The organism is Mesorhizobium sp. USDA 4775, assembly GCF_054062655.1.
The window spans coordinates 6,076,374-6,091,417 of the sequence record NZ_JBSSFM010000001.1 but is presented as its reverse complement, the minus strand read 5'-3'; the positions used below and the strand labels follow the sequence as shown (position 1 = coordinate 6,091,417).

15 protein-coding genes are annotated in these 15,044 nt (G+C 62.9%); 11 read left to right on the top strand and 4 right to left on the bottom strand.

What is annotated here, in order from left to right; all coding sequences use genetic code 11:
• Positions 1-16 precede the first annotated feature (16 nt).
• From ACVILI_RS29905 to ACVILI_RS29885, 5 genes are read left to right on the top strand one after another with little or no spacing between them, the layout of a single operon-like run.
• Entirely contained in the window at positions 17-964 is a 948-nt protein-coding gene (locus ACVILI_RS29905) for a FliM/FliN family flagellar motor switch protein (protein ID WP_020629030.1), read from the top strand.
• 17 nt (positions 965-981) lie between these two features.
• Positions 982-1,368 carry a flagellar motor switch protein FliN gene (gene fliN, locus ACVILI_RS29900; protein ID WP_457102715.1) on the top strand — a complete coding sequence of 129 codons (387 nt, stop codon included), beginning with the start codon at positions 982-984 and terminating at the stop codon, positions 1,366-1,368.
• A 46-nt stretch (positions 1,369-1,414) separates the two neighbouring features.
• Positions 1,415-2,425, top strand: coding sequence for a flagellar motor switch protein FliG (locus tag ACVILI_RS29895; protein ID WP_457102714.1), 1,011 nt, complete (start codon positions 1,415-1,417; stop codon positions 2,423-2,425).
• 3 nt (positions 2,426-2,428) lie between these two features.
• Positions 2,429-3,511, top strand: a complete 1,083-nt coding sequence (flhB, locus tag ACVILI_RS29890; RefSeq protein WP_019860936.1) for a flagellar biosynthesis protein FlhB — start codon at positions 2,429-2,431, stop codon at positions 3,509-3,511.
• A complete protein-coding gene (locus ACVILI_RS29885; protein WP_038649297.1) occupies positions 3,508-3,942 on the top strand; it encodes a hypothetical protein in 435 nt (144 codons plus the stop codon). The genes flhB and ACVILI_RS29885 overlap by 4 nt, the downstream gene beginning before the upstream one ends.
• 184 nt (positions 3,943-4,126) lie before the next feature.
• On the opposite strand, the gene ACVILI_RS29880 is transcribed toward ACVILI_RS29885, so the two are convergent.
• Together ACVILI_RS29880 and ACVILI_RS29875 are read right to left on the bottom strand one after the other, a co-directional pair.
• The gene (locus ACVILI_RS29880) at positions 4,127-4,897 is read right to left on the bottom strand and encodes a helix-turn-helix transcriptional regulator (RefSeq protein WP_019860934.1); all 771 of its coding nucleotides are present in this window, start codon (positions 4,895-4,897) and stop codon (positions 4,127-4,129) included.
• A complete protein-coding gene (locus tag ACVILI_RS29875; RefSeq protein WP_027047354.1) occupies positions 4,894-5,604 on the bottom strand; it encodes a helix-turn-helix transcriptional regulator in 711 nt (236 codons plus the stop codon). The genes ACVILI_RS29880 and ACVILI_RS29875 overlap by 4 nt, the downstream gene beginning before the upstream one ends.
• Positions 5,605-6,109: 505 nt before the next feature.
• Between ACVILI_RS29875 and ACVILI_RS29870 the strand changes: the two genes are divergently transcribed.
• Positions 6,110-7,303: a TMEM43 family protein gene (locus ACVILI_RS29870; RefSeq protein WP_240564544.1), complete on the top strand. Its 1,194-nt coding sequence runs from the start codon at positions 6,110-6,112 to the stop codon at positions 7,301-7,303.
• Between the two features lie 74 nt (positions 7,304-7,377).
• Here the strand turns inward: ACVILI_RS29870 and ACVILI_RS29865 are convergent, their stop codons facing one another.
• Positions 7,378-8,409 (bottom strand): histone deacetylase family protein, encoded by a 1,032-nt coding sequence (locus tag ACVILI_RS29865; RefSeq protein ID WP_038649291.1) that lies wholly within the window; start codon positions 8,407-8,409, stop codon positions 7,378-7,380.
• 23 nt (positions 8,410-8,432) lie between these two features.
• Positions 8,433-9,086: a TetR/AcrR family transcriptional regulator gene (locus ACVILI_RS29860; protein ID WP_038649288.1), complete on the bottom strand. Its 654-nt coding sequence runs from the start codon at positions 9,084-9,086 to the stop codon at positions 8,433-8,435.
• A 260-nt stretch (positions 9,087-9,346) separates the two neighbouring features.
• On the opposite strand from ACVILI_RS29860, the gene ACVILI_RS29855 reads away from it, so the two are divergent.
• The 5 genes from ACVILI_RS29855 to ACVILI_RS29835 all read left to right on the top strand — a co-directional run bounded on the left by ACVILI_RS29855 (position 9,347) and on the right by ACVILI_RS29835 (position 15,031).
• Positions 9,347-11,026, top strand: coding sequence for an amidohydrolase (locus ACVILI_RS29855; RefSeq protein WP_240564545.1), 1,680 nt, complete (start codon positions 9,347-9,349; stop codon positions 11,024-11,026).
• A 139-nt stretch (positions 11,027-11,165) separates the two neighbouring features.
• Positions 11,166-12,260, top strand: coding sequence for an ABC transporter ATP-binding protein (locus ACVILI_RS29850; RefSeq protein ID WP_457102713.1), 1,095 nt, complete (start codon positions 11,166-11,168; stop codon positions 12,258-12,260).
• Positions 12,260-13,180 (top strand): ABC transporter permease, encoded by a 921-nt coding sequence (locus ACVILI_RS29845; RefSeq protein WP_019860925.1) that lies wholly within the window; start codon positions 12,260-12,262, stop codon positions 13,178-13,180. The genes ACVILI_RS29850 and ACVILI_RS29845 overlap by 1 nt, the downstream gene beginning before the upstream one ends.
• Positions 13,173-13,973 (top strand): ABC transporter permease, encoded by an 801-nt coding sequence (locus ACVILI_RS29840; RefSeq protein WP_019860924.1) that lies wholly within the window; start codon positions 13,173-13,175, stop codon positions 13,971-13,973. Before ACVILI_RS29845 ends, ACVILI_RS29840 begins: the two co-directional genes overlap by 8 nt.
• Before the next feature lie 23 nt (positions 13,974-13,996).
• On the top strand, positions 13,997-15,031 hold the full coding sequence (locus ACVILI_RS29835; protein WP_019860923.1) for an ABC transporter substrate-binding protein: 1,035 nt from the start codon (positions 13,997-13,999) through the stop codon (positions 15,029-15,031).
• Positions 15,032-15,044: the final 13 nt, after the last annotated feature.

Genomic DNA, 15,044 nt, shown 5'->3' with positions numbered 1-15,044 from the left:
CGGTGCCGACACGGTCATGACCAGCCCAGGCAGCCCCGCGCAAGCGCGCTCGCTGATCATCGAGCGCCTGGTCGGCGACAGCGGCGAGGCCGATCAGGTCATCGACGCCGGCCGCGCCATGGCCGAACGCGCCGTGCCGCTGCTGCAGAAGGGCCTTTCGGACGAGCTCGGCGTTCCCGTCATCGTCGACCTCAAGGCCGTCGAGGTCAGCCGCGTCCCCGAGGCGCGCTCGCGCGCCGGCGACAATTTCGCCATGACAGTCGTCGGTTCGCCGGCATCCTCTGATGCGATGACGCTCGTCATCGACGCTGCCGCGATCGCGATCATGGTCTCGACGCTGTTTGGCGGCGATCCGGATATGCCGGCGTCGCCGATCGAGCGCGATCTGTCGCCGATCGAGGCCGATGTCTCGACCATGGTGTTCCAGGAGGTGGCGCAGGCGCTGAACGGATCCGGGCGGCGCTCGCTCGACCTGCGTCTGCCCGTGCCGCGGGCGATGTCGGGTACCGAGGCGAAACGGCATGTGCTGCGCGACGGCGCTGCCATCCGCATCGTCCTTGGCATCTCGACGCCGGTCGACAGCGGCTCCATCACGGTGACCATGCCGCAGCGTGTCGTCCTTGCCGGCCGCGACGGCACCGCCGGCCTCAGCGAAGACGATCATGGCAGCAGTTGGCGCGCACGCTTTTCGGAAGAGGTGATGCGCTCGACGGTGGCGCTCGAAGCCACCATGCCGCTGACGCGGCTGACGCTTGGCGACCTCGCCAATCTCCAAGTGGGCCAGGTCATCGACTTCGACGAAACGGCGCAATCACGAGCTCGCCTCAGCGCGCGCGGCCAGACGCTGTTCGTATGCGAGTTCGGCAAACTGGGGCAGAATTACACCGTCCGAATCAAGCATCCCTTCGATGCCGGGCAGGATTTCATCGATGGGCTCATGCCGGCCGGTGCCGGGCGCGCCTGAGCTTTTGGAGACAACGCATGGCCAAGACCAAAGTGGAAGCAGAACTCGACCAGCCGGACGAGCAGCTAGACCGCGCCATCGAGGAATTGCGCGGGGTCCTGCATGAAGAGGAGCAACGCCCAGATGCGGCTTTCAGGGCCGCCGCGGGCGCCAATTCGAACGTCATCATGAACATCCCCGTCGATGTCCAGATCATCCTCGGCAGCACCGAGATGGCGGTGGCCGACCTGATGGCGCTGCAGAAGGGTTCGACGGTGGCGCTCAACCGCCGCATCGGCGAACCGGTCGACGTCGTGGTCAACGGCCGCAAGATCGCCCGCGGCGAGATCACGGTGCTCGAAAGCGATCCCTCGCGCTTCGGCATCAGGCTGACCGAAATCATCGCCGTCACGAAGGGCGCCTAGACATGGCTGGTGGGGCTTGCCGGTTGCAGCGGAGGCGAGAGGCAGCATGACGCCGCTGACGACCTTGACGCGCGCGCAGAAGGCGGCCGCCATATTGGTGGCGATGGGCAAGCCGTCCGCCAGCCGCCTGTTGAAATTCTTCAAGCAGGAAGAGCTCAAGGCGCTGATCGAGGGCGCGCGGCTGCTCAGGACCATTCCGCAGAGCGATCTCGAGCGCATCGTCGCCGAGTTCGAGGCCGAATTCACCGAGGGTGCCGGCCTGCTCGATTCCGCCGACAGGATGGACACCATCCTCAACGAATCGCTGTCGCCCGAAGAAATGAACGCCATCATGGGCAACAAGAAGCCGGAGGCGGCGCCCGAAGGGCCGCCACCGATCTGGCCCGATCTCGAAAAACTCGAACCTTCGCGGCTGGGCACCTTCCTGGCCGGCGAACATCCGCAGACGGCGGCCATGGTGCTGTCGAAGCTGGCGCCGCAGGCGGCGGCGAGCGTGCTTTTGACGCTGACGAAGGAGATGCGCGGCGAAATCATCAAGCGCATGGTGACGATGGCCAATGTTCCGGCGGCCGCCACCAGGATCGTCGAAAACCGGTTGCGCACCAGCGTGCTGTCGGAAACCTCGACCAAGGACACTTCGGCCGGACAGGCGCGCGTCGCCAGCGTGCTCAACGAGCTGGACAAGCCGCTGCTCGAGGAGGTCATGCAGGACCTGGAAGCCGCCGGCACGCCCGACCTCGACGGTGTGAGGGCAAGGCTCTTTGCCTTCGACGACCTGCCGCTGCTCACCCAGAAGGCGCGCGTGCTTCTGTTCGACGGACTGTCGACCGAGCTTGTCACGCTGGCGCTGTGCGGTACATCGGCGGCACTCGCCGAAGCGGTACTCTCGGCAATCGGCGCACGGTCACGGCGCATGATCGAAGCCGAACTTGGACAAGGGTCGGAGGGAGTTCCGGCTGCCGACATACTGGCGGCGCGCAAGACCATCGTGACGACGACCATCCGGCTGTCGCGCGAGGGCGCATTCGAACTTCCCGCGACGCAGAACGCCGCCTAAGGCATGTCCGACGCCGCCGACAAGGACTCCAAAACCGAAGAGGCGACGGAAAAGAAAGTCCGCGACACCATCGAACAGGGCAAGCTGCCCCATTCGAGGGAAACCGCGATCCTCGCCTCCTTCGTCGCCATACTGGTGTTCACCGTCTTCTATGCCAAGGACGCGGTCATTAACCTCGGCATGTTCCTGTCGATGTTCCTCGAGAAGCCCGAGGCCTGGCCGATGAACACCGAGACCGATGTCATCGATCTCTACAAGATCGTCATGCTGGAAGTGGGCCGCGCCGTCGTCAGCCTGCTGGTGCTTTTGACCGTCGCCGGCATCGGCGCCTCGGTGCTCCAGAACATGCCGCAATTCGTCGGCGAGCGGATCAGGCCGCAGCTGTCGCGCATTTCGATCACCAAGGGCTGGAACCGGATGTTCGGTGCCCAGGGCTGGGTCGAGTTCCTGAAATCCCTGGCAAAGGTCGGCTTCGCCATTGCCGTGCTCACCTTCACGCTGTCGGAGGATCACCGCAAGCTGCTTGCCGGGATGATCACCAATCCGGTCGCTTTCGGCCTCGTCATCCGCGGCATCGCGGTCGACATATTGGTGGCGATCGTCTTCGTCATGGGGCTGATCGCGGCGATCGATATCGTCTGGTCGCGCTTCCACTGGAAGCAGGACCTGCGCATGACCAAGCAGGAGGTGAAGGACGAGTTCAAGCAGTCCGAGGGCGACCCGATCGTTAAGTCGCGGTTGCGCTCGCTGGCACGCGACCGCGCGCGCAAGCGGATGATGACGGCGGTGCCGCGCGCGACGCTGATCATCGCCAACCCGACCCACTTCTCGATCGCGTTGAAATATGTGCGCGACGAGGATTCGGCGCCGCTCGTGGTGGCCAAGGGGCAGGATCTGGTGGCGTTGAAAATCCGCGAGATCGCGAAGGAGCACAACATTCCGATCTTCGAGGATGTGACGCTCGCCCGCTCCATGTACAAGCAAGTTTCGGTCGATAATGTGATCCCGTCGCAATTCTACCAGGCCGTCGCCGAACTGGTGCGGATCGTCTACTCGAAAAAGGCTGAGCGCAGACAGATTTCATGAACCGCCAACCACACGCAAAATCCCGCGAGATCATCGTCGCCAGCGCCATCGAGCAGGTGGTCGGCGAACTGAGATTGATCGATGTCGCCGACTACATCGCCTTCATCCGGCTGGAGCATTTCGCCTGCCTTTCGGATCTGGTCGATTCAGCGGTGGAGCTGTTCTTCATGCCGGGCACGCTCAAACTCGGTCATGGCGGCGAGGCGCATGTCGACTGGAGCGGCAGTCCGCGCATCGTGCTCGACCTGGAACTCAGGCCACCCGGTGTGACCGTCTATTTCCAGCTGACGCTGAGCGAGGCCGGCAATTCGGTCGCGGTCAATTATGTGTCGTTTGAAAAGCCCGGCGAGGACCCCGAGCACAATACGGCGCTGCTGGAGGCGGTGATCGAACAGGCCCGGATCCGCAAGGTCGAGCCGCTGGCCTTCTGAGGTCTGTTGATATTCAGGTGAGGCCGGCCTGCAATTGGTGGCTCCGTGCGCTTCCCCGTTCTACTGCGTCGCAGTAGAACTGAGCTCACGTACCCAAAAGTACGCTCCGCTCCGGTTCTCGGTATCAACCATTTTCGGCTCAGCCTGACCTGAATCTCAACAGACCTGAGCGCCTTATCAGCGATTACTCGATCAGGCCCAACCGCAGCGCCTTGGCGACCGCCTGGTTGCGGTTGACGGCGTTGAGCTTCTGGGTCGATTGGGTCAGGTACTGGTTGGCGGTATGCACCGACAGCTTCAGGAGCCGCGCGATCTCCTCGCTGGTGTTGCCGTTGGCGGTCAGCTTCAGGCATTCCAGTTCGCGCTTGGAGATGGCTCGCATCCTGCCGGCATCGCTCGGACGGATACGCGCGACAGCGGCGAAGAGGGAAAAACAGCGGGCGTGGATTTCGTAGAGTGCATCCTGCGGCAGCGCGATCTCCGATCCCAGGAAGACGACAAGGCCGCACTGACCGCGATCGGCGTGGACGGGAAAGGCAATGCCGCTGGTGCCGGGCGCTAGGGGAGATATCTGCGCGGTCCAGGCAAGGTTGCCGAACATTTCGGCCATGGCCGCGACGCCGTCATCCGTCCACCAGCGTGGCTCCGTCGAGTTGTGGGTGTGGCGCACGATCTCCTCGCCATTGGCGCCCGAGATGAACTTCGTCGCCACGGCAATGCCGGGATAGTCGGAATCGAAGCACGGCACCAGCCGCGCCCGTTCCGGCGAGGGGCTGACGAAGTACAGGCCGAAGGCCGAGGCGTTGATGTCGACCGATATCCAGCGACAGCGGCGCACGGCATCGGGAATGGTGACGGCGTGATGTGTCTCGGAGCTGAGCGAGAAGGCGCCGAAGGGGCTGCGCTGCTCGTTGAAAAGGGCCTCCGCGGCGTCCTTGATGTCGGCGTGTTTCAAATGATGCCACTCCTGATCGCCGTGGCGATGGCCATCGCACGGTTCGAGGCCGCGAATTTCTGGATGGCGTGGGTGATGTAGCTGTTGACGGTGTTGGAGGAGACGCCAAGGATGACCGCCACCTCATCGGTGGTCTTGCCCTCCGAGACCCAGAACAGGCATTCGCGCTCGCGATCGGAGAGCGGATCCTGCATGGCGGCGGCGGCGATCAGCTGCGGGATATGCGAGAGCGCGTAGCAGCATTTCAACTGCGCCTTCATCAGCGCCGGCTGGTCGATATGGCCTGATGTCGCCGCCGAGAACAGGGCGAACAGACGCTGGCGGCCGACATTCAGCCGCAGCGAGTAGATCTCGGCATGGCCGAGCACGTCGAGAAGGCGGGCCTCTTCGCCGGAGACCAGCCCGTCGGCATCGGGCGCCTCGGCGGCCACCAGCGGTCTAGGCCGGATGCCGGGCGCGACCGTGAGGGCCCCTTGGGCAAGGCTGGCGATCAGCCGCTTGCCGATCAGTTCGATGGCGTCGAAGATCCAGTTCGAGGAGACGATGCGCGCGTCGTTGCGGTCCTGGTCATGGACGATGGCGACCAGCATGTAGCTGTCGGCGCCGATCTCGGCGATCAGCTCCATGAAAAAGCTGGTCAGATCACCGCGCGACGTCAGGCGCGAGCCCAATGTGTCGGATTGAAGAAGCGCGGCGGGACTGCTCATTTGTTGCTTTTGGCCGGAATCGTTTCTGCCGTCCGGATGCTGGAGGCCAGCCGCCGAACCCGAAAACGCGTTACTTTTACGAGACACACACGAGGCGCGGGGCCGCGCCCAACCAGACGGAATCCATTCAGGGAACGCGAAGACATCCGCGTCTGGCGCCGGAAGATTCCGGAACGTGAGACTTTGGGTGGTCGCCGCGCCCCCCAAGGACCGGCTGATTCGGGTCTAATCTACCCGCAGATGAATCCGACATCAAACGCGATTTGACAAAATCGAATCCGACGGACTCACATGCGACTCAGAGGTCGACTTTCGCGGCCTTCGAGCGTGCGAAAATGCCGGGACTGCGCAAGCCGGCCATATCCGCGCTCCGTCCGATGCGATAGATTCGCAAGCGCCGAAGGGGTGGGCACCTTCGGCAATGGAGTTCGTAGCTGCGTTACGGCCGCGGTCGTTGGCAGCGGTGCCATGCGGGCTCCCGGCATCTTTTGTTTCGGGGGAAACGATGAGCGATTCATTTCGGGAACTTACTTCCGTCTCGTGGTTCGGACGGATCAAGCGCGCGGTCGGTGGGGTTATCTTCGGCCTGCTCTTGATCGTGCTGATGGTGATCGGGCTGTTCTGGAACGAGGGCCGCGCGGTGCAGACGGCGCGCTCGCTGGCCGAAGGCGCCGGCGCCGTGGTCTCGATTGGCGCCGACAGGGTCGATGCCGGCAATGACGGCAGACTGGTGCATGTCAGCGGGCCGGTGACGGCCGATAGCGGCCTGTCGGATCCGGATTTCGGCATCGCCGCGCAAGGACTGCGGCTGTCGCGCAGCGTCGAGATGTATCAGTGGAAGGAAGAGTCCAAATCCGAGACCACCAAGAAGCTTGGCGGCGGCGAGGAGACGGAGACCACCTACAGCTATTCGAAAGTGTGGGACGACAGCCAGATCGACTCTTCGGACTTCAAGAAGCAGGACGGCCATCAGAACCCGCCAATGGCGATCCACAGCCGCGCCTTCCAGATCCCTGAAGGCAAGCTCGTCGCCTTCGATCTGGACACGCCGGTGCTCGACCGCATCGACGGCGACAAGGCGTATTCGCTGTCGGCCAGCCAGTCGGCGGCGATCAAGGCCGCCTATTCCGGCACGAAGCCGCTCAGCGTCGTTGATGGCAAGATCTATCTCGGCAGCGACAACACGACGCCCGCATTGGGCGACTACCGCATCGGCTACGAACTGGCGCCGCTCGGCGTGGTCAGCATTGTGGCGCGGCAGGCCGGCAGCCGCTTGGAGCCGTACCAGACGCAAGCGGGCGATGCGCTGCTGATGGTCGATACCGGCAACGTGCCGGCCGACAAGATGTTCGCCGAGGCGGTGAGCGCCAACACGCTGATCACCTGGCTGCTGCGCGCCGCCGGTCTTTTGCTGCTGACCATCGGCTTTGCCCTGTTCCTCGGCCCGATCGGCGTGATCCTCGACGTCATCCCGTTCCTCGGCAGCATGGCGCGGATGGGAACCGGCATCATCGCCTTCTTCCTGGCGATCCTGGTCGGCACGACGACGATCGCGATTGCCTGGTTCTGGTATCGGCCGGTTCTGGCGGCAGGCATACTGGCGGCCGGCGTCATCGCGGCGGCGGCGGTCTATTATCTCGGCCGCTCACGCAAGTTTGCCGCGCCAATGGCCACGCCGAGCACAGGTACCGCAACGTAGCTTGCAAAAAAGGGCTGATATGCCGCCCTTTTTCGTCGTACCTCTTATTGTCCGCTCCGGGTTTGTGGGCAGGCTTAGCGGTCCTCGAAACCGGTCAGCACGCCGACGGCGTTGATGCCGATCTCCTCGACGGCATAGCCGCCTTCCATGACGAACAAGGTGGGAAGGCCGAGCCTGGCGATGCGGCGACCGATCTTGGGATAGTCGGGGCTTGTCAGCTTGAACTGGCTGATCGGGTCCTTCTCGAAAGTGTCGACGCCAAGCGAAATGATGACGATGTCGGGCGCATAGGCGGCGAGCTTGGCGCAGGCATCCTCAAGCGAGGCGTTCCAGGCGTCCCAGCCGGTGCCGAACGGCATGGGATAGTTGATGTTGAAGCCTTCGCCGGCGCCCGCGCCGCGCTCATCGGCATGGCCGAGGAAGAACGGGTATTCGACCATCGGATCGCCATGCAGGTTGAGGACCTGCACGTCGGCGCGGTCGTAGAAGATTTCCTGCGTGCCGTTGCCATGGTGGTAGTCGACGTCGAGGATGGAGATGCGTTTGGCGCCCTGGTCGAGGAACCACTGCGCGGCGACCGCGGCGTTGTTGATGTAGCAATAGCCGCCCATGAAGCCGGCGCCGGCATGGTGGCCTGGCGGGCGGCAGAGCGCGAAGGCCGACCTCTCGCCGCCCTTGACCAGGCCGGCCGCGGTCAGCGCCACCTCATAGGACGATTTGATCGCGGCCCAGGTGCCTTCGACGAAGGTGGCGCCGGCATCGAAGGAATAGTAGCCGAGCAGGGCATCGACACGCTTCGGCGGCACGTCGCCACGCAGGCCGCGCGTCGGCCAGGTGAAGGGCATGGCCGTGCCCTCGTGGCCGGAGGCTACCCATTGCGGCCAGACCGTCGGCAGGAAGTCGATATAGTCTGATTTGTGGATGCGCTTGGCGGCGGCAAGATCGTGCTCGAGCGGCAGGACGATCGGACCGAGCTTCTCGCTTTCGACCCGTGCCTTGATGAATTCCGCCCGCGAGGGTTTTTCAAAACCCGGCACGATCGCCGAGGTGACCAGTTCCATCTGGCCGGCATGGCCAGCATGAAGCGGCGAATAGACAGTCTTCATGAAATTCCTCTCGAAATGCGAAATCAGTCAAGGTTGAGATAGGGGCTCACCAGAGCGAGCCACATGGTTTCCACATCGTCCTCGATGAGGTCGTATGTCCTGCGATCTCTCTTCAGTCCGACCAGCCGGCAGGCGTGCCCGACCTCCATCATCACCAGGCCAAGCCGTTTGGAGATCTTGTCTTCGAGAGCCGGATTCACATGCCGCAGCCAGGCGGCGTAAAGCGCGATGATCTGCTGATCATATTCGTCCTGGATAGGCCTGAGATCGGCGTTGCCGGATATGGCTTCGATCACCGGCATCAGGGTCGCGTTTTCGAGATAGATACTGGACGTGTCGATGAAGAGCTTGCGCACTTCGCGCCGAAATTCGTCGCGGTTGGTGGGCCGGGGGACCTTGATGCGCTTCTCGATCACTTCGGGAAAGGAGGACAGCCAGCGCCGGGCGAGGTCCAGAAGAATGGCTTCCTTGTTGGGAAAGTATTGATAGACCGAACCGACCGACAGGCCCGCGCGCTGCGCAATGGCGAGCGTCGTCGGCGTCCTGGTTCCTTGCTCCCGCGTCAAGATCAGCGCCGCGTCGAGAATGCGGTCGACCACCTTGCTCGACCGTTGCTGCCGAGGCTGCTTGCGCGGCTCGAGCGCTATCCTGGTTTTGCGGTCGAGACTGCGCTTCACTGCTCTATGTCCTCGTTCCCCGCCTGGTCCCAAACACGAGCGCAGGGTGCTGTCCGCAATACATTCTAAATTCCGCATGTTGACAAACGCGAATAATCAGTCGCATTCTTTATCCACGCTGTCCCTAGGGATAACAAGGGGAATTTCGAAGGCAGCGGACTGGCATCGTTTTTTGTTCCGTGGCGCCGCTCCGGTGGAGTGGCAGGTCGTTGAGCGCAGGGCTGTCGGTCTCAGTCGGTCATCAAAAGCGCGGAGTCGCGATGTCTGCTACGGGTACGGGTCACAATGCGGATCTGATCGTCATCAATGGTCGTGTGCTGACCATGGACGGTGGCAATCCCGTAGCCGAGGCCGTTGCCGTCAAGGATGGCGCCATCATCGCCGTTGGCAGCCGGGTCGCCATCGAAGAACTCAAGGGAACGGCCACGCAGGTGATCGACGCCAAGGGCGGTTCGGTCCTGCCCGGCTTCATCGAAGCCCATATGCATCTGTTCTCGGGAGGGGCTGAGCTCGCGCATCTTCAGCTTGGCGGTGTCCATGGCTTCGAAGCGCTGCAAAAGGCGATCCGCGACTATGCATCGACCAAGCCCGACGCAAAAATGCTGGTCGGGCAGGGCGTCGACTACACGGTGCTCGGCGACGAGCGGGTGACGCGCCACCATCTCGATGCGATCCTGCCGGATCGCCCCTTCTGCATGGCGGCGCCCGACCATCACACGATGTGGGCCAACACCAAGGCGCTGGAGATGGCCGGCATCCTGCAGGGTCGCGCGCTTGGTCCGGGCAATGAAATCGTCATGGGCGAGGATGGCCTGGCAGCCGGCGAACTGCGCGAGGGCGAGGCCTTCGGCCCGGTGCTCGATCTTGCCGGCGAGGGCCGGGTGCGGCTGGGGCTGGCGACCGGCGGCGAGCCGGATCCAATGCCATCCGCGGCCGAACGCGCCGCCGACCGCGACATCATGCGGCGCGGCCTGGCCTGGTGCGCGCGTCACGGCATCACCTCCATCCAGAACATGGACGGCAATCTCTACCAGCTCGAGCTGCTGGCCGAAATCGAGGCCGAGGAGGGGTTGCCCTGCCGTGTGCAGATACCCTTCCACTACAAGAATTTCATGACGCTCGACATGCTCGACAAGGCATCCGTCATGACCGAGAGCTACAACAGCGAGTGGCTGTCGTCGGGCATGGTCAAGGTGTTCTATGACGGTGTGCTCGATTCCTGGACGGCTGTGATGGTCGAGCCGTATGCCGACCGTCCCGACTGGGTGGGCGAGCCGCTTTTCACACCGCAGCAATTCATCGATCTCGCCGTTGCCGTCGACAGGCGTGGACTGCAGATCGCGGTGCACTCGATCGGTGATGGCGCGGTGCGCGCGGTGCTCGACGGCTACGAGGCGGCGCAAAAGGCCAATGGCAAGCGCGACAGTCGCCATCGCATCGAACACATCGAGGTCACCACCACGGCGGACGTGCCGCGCTTCGCCGAACTCGGCGTCATCGCCTCGATGCAGCCGCCGCACCCGCCCGGCGCCATGGATTTCCCGCTCGAGCCGACCGTGTCGCGCATCGGGCCGGCCCGCTGGCCATTGAGTTATGCCTGGCGAACCCTGAAGAATGCCGGCGCGCATATCGTCTTCGCCTCGGATTGGCCGGTGTCGCCGATCGACCCGATCCTGGGCATTCAGGCGGCAGTGATGCGCAAACCATGGGCAGACAGCGACCCGGACCAGAGTTTTTCGCTGCAGGAATCGCTCGCCGCCTACACGGTCGAGGGCGCCTATGCCGAATTCGCCGAACACCGCAAAGGCACGCTGAAATCAGGCTATATGGCCGACCTGGTGGTGCTGTCGGCCGATATGGAAAAGACGGCGCCGGCCGATCTGCACAAGGTGCGCCCGGTGACGACGATTTGCGGCGGCAAGGTGACCTATCAGGCCTGACAATGGCATGAGGCTTGCTGGCTAAAGACGGACTGAACTGTGATTCAATGCCGGGCTTGCCAACCTACCGGGCGTGTGGTCACATCGAACAGGGGAACAGCTCCGCCAGCAAGAGCGGGGTCAACAGTGAGGCGTAATCGTGCCGGACAAACCGGATCGGAATGCGATTGAAGTAGTAAACGCCAGTAAAATTTTCGGATCGGGTGAGGGGCAGGTCGCCGCCCTCGACAAGGTGTCGGTATCCATTCGCGAGAACGAGTTCTTCACGCTGCTGGGACCGTCCGGCTGCGGCAAGACGACCCTTCTGCGACTGATCGCCGGCTTCGACTTTCCAACCGCCGGTGAAATCCTGCTCTACGGTCAGGACATCGCGCCGCTGCCGCCCTTCAAGCGGCCGGTTAACACCGTCTTCCAGTCCTACGCGCTGTTCCCGCATATGACGGTTGCCGACAATATCGGCTTCGGCCTGGAGATGCTCGGCAAGCCGAAGGGCGAGATCAAGGCGCGCGTCGCAGAGATGCTCAAGCTGGTCAAGATGGAAGCGCTGGCCGGCCGCCGCACGGCCCAGATTTCCGGTGGCCAGCAGCAGCGCGTGGCGCTGGCCCGGGCGCTCGCGCCGCAGCCGAAAGTGCTGTTGCTCGACGAACCGCTCTCGGCACTCGACTACAAGCTGCGCAAGGAGATGCAGATCGAGTTGAAGCGGCTGCAGCACGAGACCGGCATCACCTTCATCTTCGTCACCCATGATCAGGAAGAAGCGCTGACCATGTCGGACCGCATCGCGGTGATGTCGTCGGGCAAGATACTGCAGGTTGGCTCGCCCTGGGATATATACGACAAGCCGGCGGAGCGCTTCGTCGCCGACTTCATCGGCGAGACCAACTTCCTCACCGCCGCCATATCGGGCACCGGCAACGGCAAGACACGCGCGACGCTCAAATCCGGGACGACCATCGAGGCGACCGTTGCCGAAGGGTTCCAGCCGAAGGACAACGCCACGGTGGTGGTGCGGCCCGAGCATGCCAAGCTGACCAAGGACAGGGGAGACCTGTCTGGTACGGTCGAGAACATCGTCTATTTCGGCACCGACACGCATATCCATGTCCAGCTCGACAGCGGCGAGGCCTTCACCGTGCGCCAGCAGAACACACGCAGCGCAGGCTGCGGTTTCGAGCGCGGCGACAAGGTCGGCATCCTGATCGGCAACGACGCCGCGCAAGTGCTGAGGGACTGATGGCCACCGCGGAAGAAGTCGCCAAGGCAGCGGAACGGCGTGATGTCCGTGACCGCTGGCTTTTGTCAGCACCGGCGCTGCTGGTCATCCTGCTCGCCGCGACCGGCCCGTTGCTGATCGTGCTCGTCTACTCGTTCCTGACGCCCGGCGCCTATGGCGACGTGAAATGGCAGTTTTCACCCGATGCCTGGGTGTCGGTGTTCATGGAACGTGACATTTTCGACGACACGCTTTCGCTTGCGGCGGCGCATGTCACCATCTTCTGGCGCTCGATCAAGCTTGCGGTGGTGACGACGCTGGCGACCTTGGCGCTCGGTTTCCCGACCGCCTATTTCATGGCGACGCGCAGCGAGAAGACCAGGGATCTCTGGCTGTTCCTGATCACCATCCCGTTCTGGACCAACCTCCTGATCCGGACTTTCGCGGTGCTGCAGATCATCCGCAACGAAGGCATCATCAACACGATCCTGCTCAAGCTCGGCATCATCTCGGCGCCGATCCAGATCCTCTACACCGACACCGCGATCCTGATCGGCATGGCCTATGTCTACCTGCCGCTGATGGTGCTGCCGATCTACGCCAGCATGGAGAAGCTCGATTTCCGCCTGGTCGAGGCCGGCTATGATCTCTACGCGACACGCTTCAAAGTGCTGCGGAAGATCATTTTCCCGCTGGTCAAGCCCGGCGTCATTGCCGGCTCGATCCTGGTCTTCATTCCGGCACTCGGCGCCTATGTGACGCCGGTCGTGCTGGGCGGCGGCAAGAACATGATGCTGTCCAACCTGATCGAATTGCAGTTTGGACAAGGACGCAACTGGCCGCTTGGCTCGGCGCTGTCGATCACGGTGATGGTCATCGTCATGCTGGCGTTGCTTGCCTATGTGCGCAACGCCGGCAAGTCAGGGGTGCGTCATGGCTAGCAACTTCTCCATCAAGCACCAGCCGGGCTTCACGGCGATCGCGGCGACCTGCTTCGTCGTGCTCTATTTGCCGATCATCGTGCTGGTCCTCTACGCCTTCAACGCGGCGAGCTCGACATCCGAATGGGGCGGCTTTTCGCTGAGATGGTTCCAGTCGGCCTACCAGAACACGCAGGTCATCGACGCAACGCTGCGCTCGTTCCAGATCGGTGCCATCGCGGCGGTGCTGTCGACCATCTTCGCCACGATGGCGGCACTCGCCACCACGCGCACCGCCCCCTATCCCGGACTCACCTTCAAATATGCGGCAATCAACCAGCCGCTGATGGTGCCCGAGATCGTCACCGGCGTGGCGCTGCTGATCTTCTTCTCGCGCATCAAGATCTTCACCGGCTATTCCGGCCTCGGTTACCTGATCGCCGCGCATACGGCGTTCTGCATTCCGTTCGCCTATCTGCCGATCCGGGCGCGGCTGGAGAATATGGACCTGACGCTCGAGCGCGCCGCGGCCGATCTCTACGCGACCCCGTGGAAGACCTTCCGCCGTATCACGCTGCCGCTTTTGTGGCCCGGTATCCTTGCCGGCCTGATGCTGGCCTTCGTCATCTCGCTCGATGACGTCGTCATCACCGAGTTCGTCAAATCGGGCGGCCAGGACACGCTGCCCACCTACATGCTCGGCCAGATCCGCCGTGGCGTCACACCCGAGATCAACGCGATATCGACCGCCTTCCTGCTGCTTTCGGTCGCGATCGTCACGTTGTTTTTCTTCGTCAGCAGGAAACGAGACTGAACCTGAAAATGGGAGTTAGAACGATGAACTGGAAGACAACGGCGACCGCCATGGGGTTGGCGCTGCTCGCTTCGACGGGCCTCGCCCGCGCCGAGGGCGTGCTCAACATCTACAATTGGGGCAACTACACCAGCCCCGACGTGATCAAGAAGTTCGAAGACAAATACAAGATCAAGGTGACCATCACCGACTACGATTCCAACGACACCGCGCTTGCCAAGATCCGGCAGGGCGGCACCGGCTTCGACATCGCCGTGCCGTCGCAGACCTACGTGCCGATCTGGATCAAGGAAGGCCTCCTGCTCGAGACCGATCCGGGCAAGATGGAGAACTTCAAGAATGTTGCGCCGGAATGGGCCAATCCCGAATTCGATCCGGGCCGCAAATATTCGGTGCCGTGGGCCTGGGGCACGATCGGCGTCGTCGTCAACACCGATGCCTACAAGGGGCCGGCCGATACGTGGGGCATCGTCTTCAACACGCCCGACGAGCTGAAGGGCAAGGTCAACGTCGTTCCCGAGATGAATGACGTCATCTTTGCGGCGATCAAATATGTCGGCGGCCAGCAATGCACCGACGACAAGGCGGTGCTGAAGAAGGTGCGCGACCTTTTGGTGGCGGCCAAGCCGAACTGGATCGCGATGGAATACAACACCATCGAAAAGATGGGTGCCGGCGACTTCAAGGCAACCAGCGACTGGAACGGCTCGGCGCTGCGCCAGCGTCTGGCCAATGCGGCCATCCATTACAACTATCCGAAGGAAGGCTTTGGCCTGTGGAGCGACAATGTCGTCGTCCTGAAGGAAGCCAAGAACGTCGAGAACGCCAAGCTGTTCCAGAACTTCATCATGGATCCGGAAAACGCGGCTGGCCTCTCGGCCTTCCACCGTTACGCCAACGCCATCACCGGCTCGGACAAATACATGCCGGCCGACATGAAGGACGCGCCGGAAGTCGTCATTCCGGCCGACGCCAAGCCGAAAGGCGAATTCCAGAAGATGTGCGCGCCGGAAACGCAGGAACTCTACACCAAGATCTGGACCGAACTGCAGAAATAATCGCTGCATGCCA

What these genes read in the sequence shown, in the direction of transcription:
- ACVILI_RS29865 (WP_038649291.1), bottom strand. Translation starts at nt 8,409, where the DNA reads ATGAAGACTGTCTATTCGCCGCTTCATGCTGGCCATGCCGGCCAGATG.
- flhB (WP_019860936.1), top strand. Translation starts at nt 2,429, where the DNA reads ATGTCCGACGCCGCCGACAAGGACTCCAAAACCGAAGAGGCGACGGAA.
- ACVILI_RS29885 (WP_038649297.1), top strand. Translation starts at nt 3,508, where the DNA reads ATGAACCGCCAACCACACGCAAAATCCCGCGAGATCATCGTCGCCAGC.
- ACVILI_RS29835 (WP_019860923.1), top strand. Translation starts at nt 13,997, where the DNA reads ATGAACTGGAAGACAACGGCGACCGCCATGGGGTTGGCGCTGCTCGCT.
- ACVILI_RS29895 (WP_457102714.1), top strand. Translation starts at nt 1,415, where the DNA reads ATGACGCCGCTGACGACCTTGACGCGCGCGCAGAAGGCGGCCGCCATA.
- fliN (WP_457102715.1), top strand. Translation starts at nt 982, where the DNA reads ATGGCCAAGACCAAAGTGGAAGCAGAACTCGACCAGCCGGACGAGCAG.
- ACVILI_RS29840 (WP_019860924.1), top strand. Translation starts at nt 13,173, where the DNA reads ATGGCTAGCAACTTCTCCATCAAGCACCAGCCGGGCTTCACGGCGATC.
- ACVILI_RS29870 (WP_240564544.1), top strand. Translation starts at nt 6,110, where the DNA reads ATGAGCGATTCATTTCGGGAACTTACTTCCGTCTCGTGGTTCGGACGG.
- ACVILI_RS29905 (WP_020629030.1), top strand. Translation starts at nt 17, where the DNA reads ATGACCAGCCCAGGCAGCCCCGCGCAAGCGCGCTCGCTGATCATCGAG.
- ACVILI_RS29845 (WP_019860925.1), top strand. Translation starts at nt 12,260, where the DNA reads ATGGCCACCGCGGAAGAAGTCGCCAAGGCAGCGGAACGGCGTGATGTC.
- ACVILI_RS29875 (WP_027047354.1), bottom strand. Translation starts at nt 5,604, where the DNA reads ATGAGCAGTCCCGCCGCGCTTCTTCAATCCGACACATTGGGCTCGCGC.
- ACVILI_RS29855 (WP_240564545.1), top strand. Translation starts at nt 9,347, where the DNA reads ATGTCTGCTACGGGTACGGGTCACAATGCGGATCTGATCGTCATCAAT.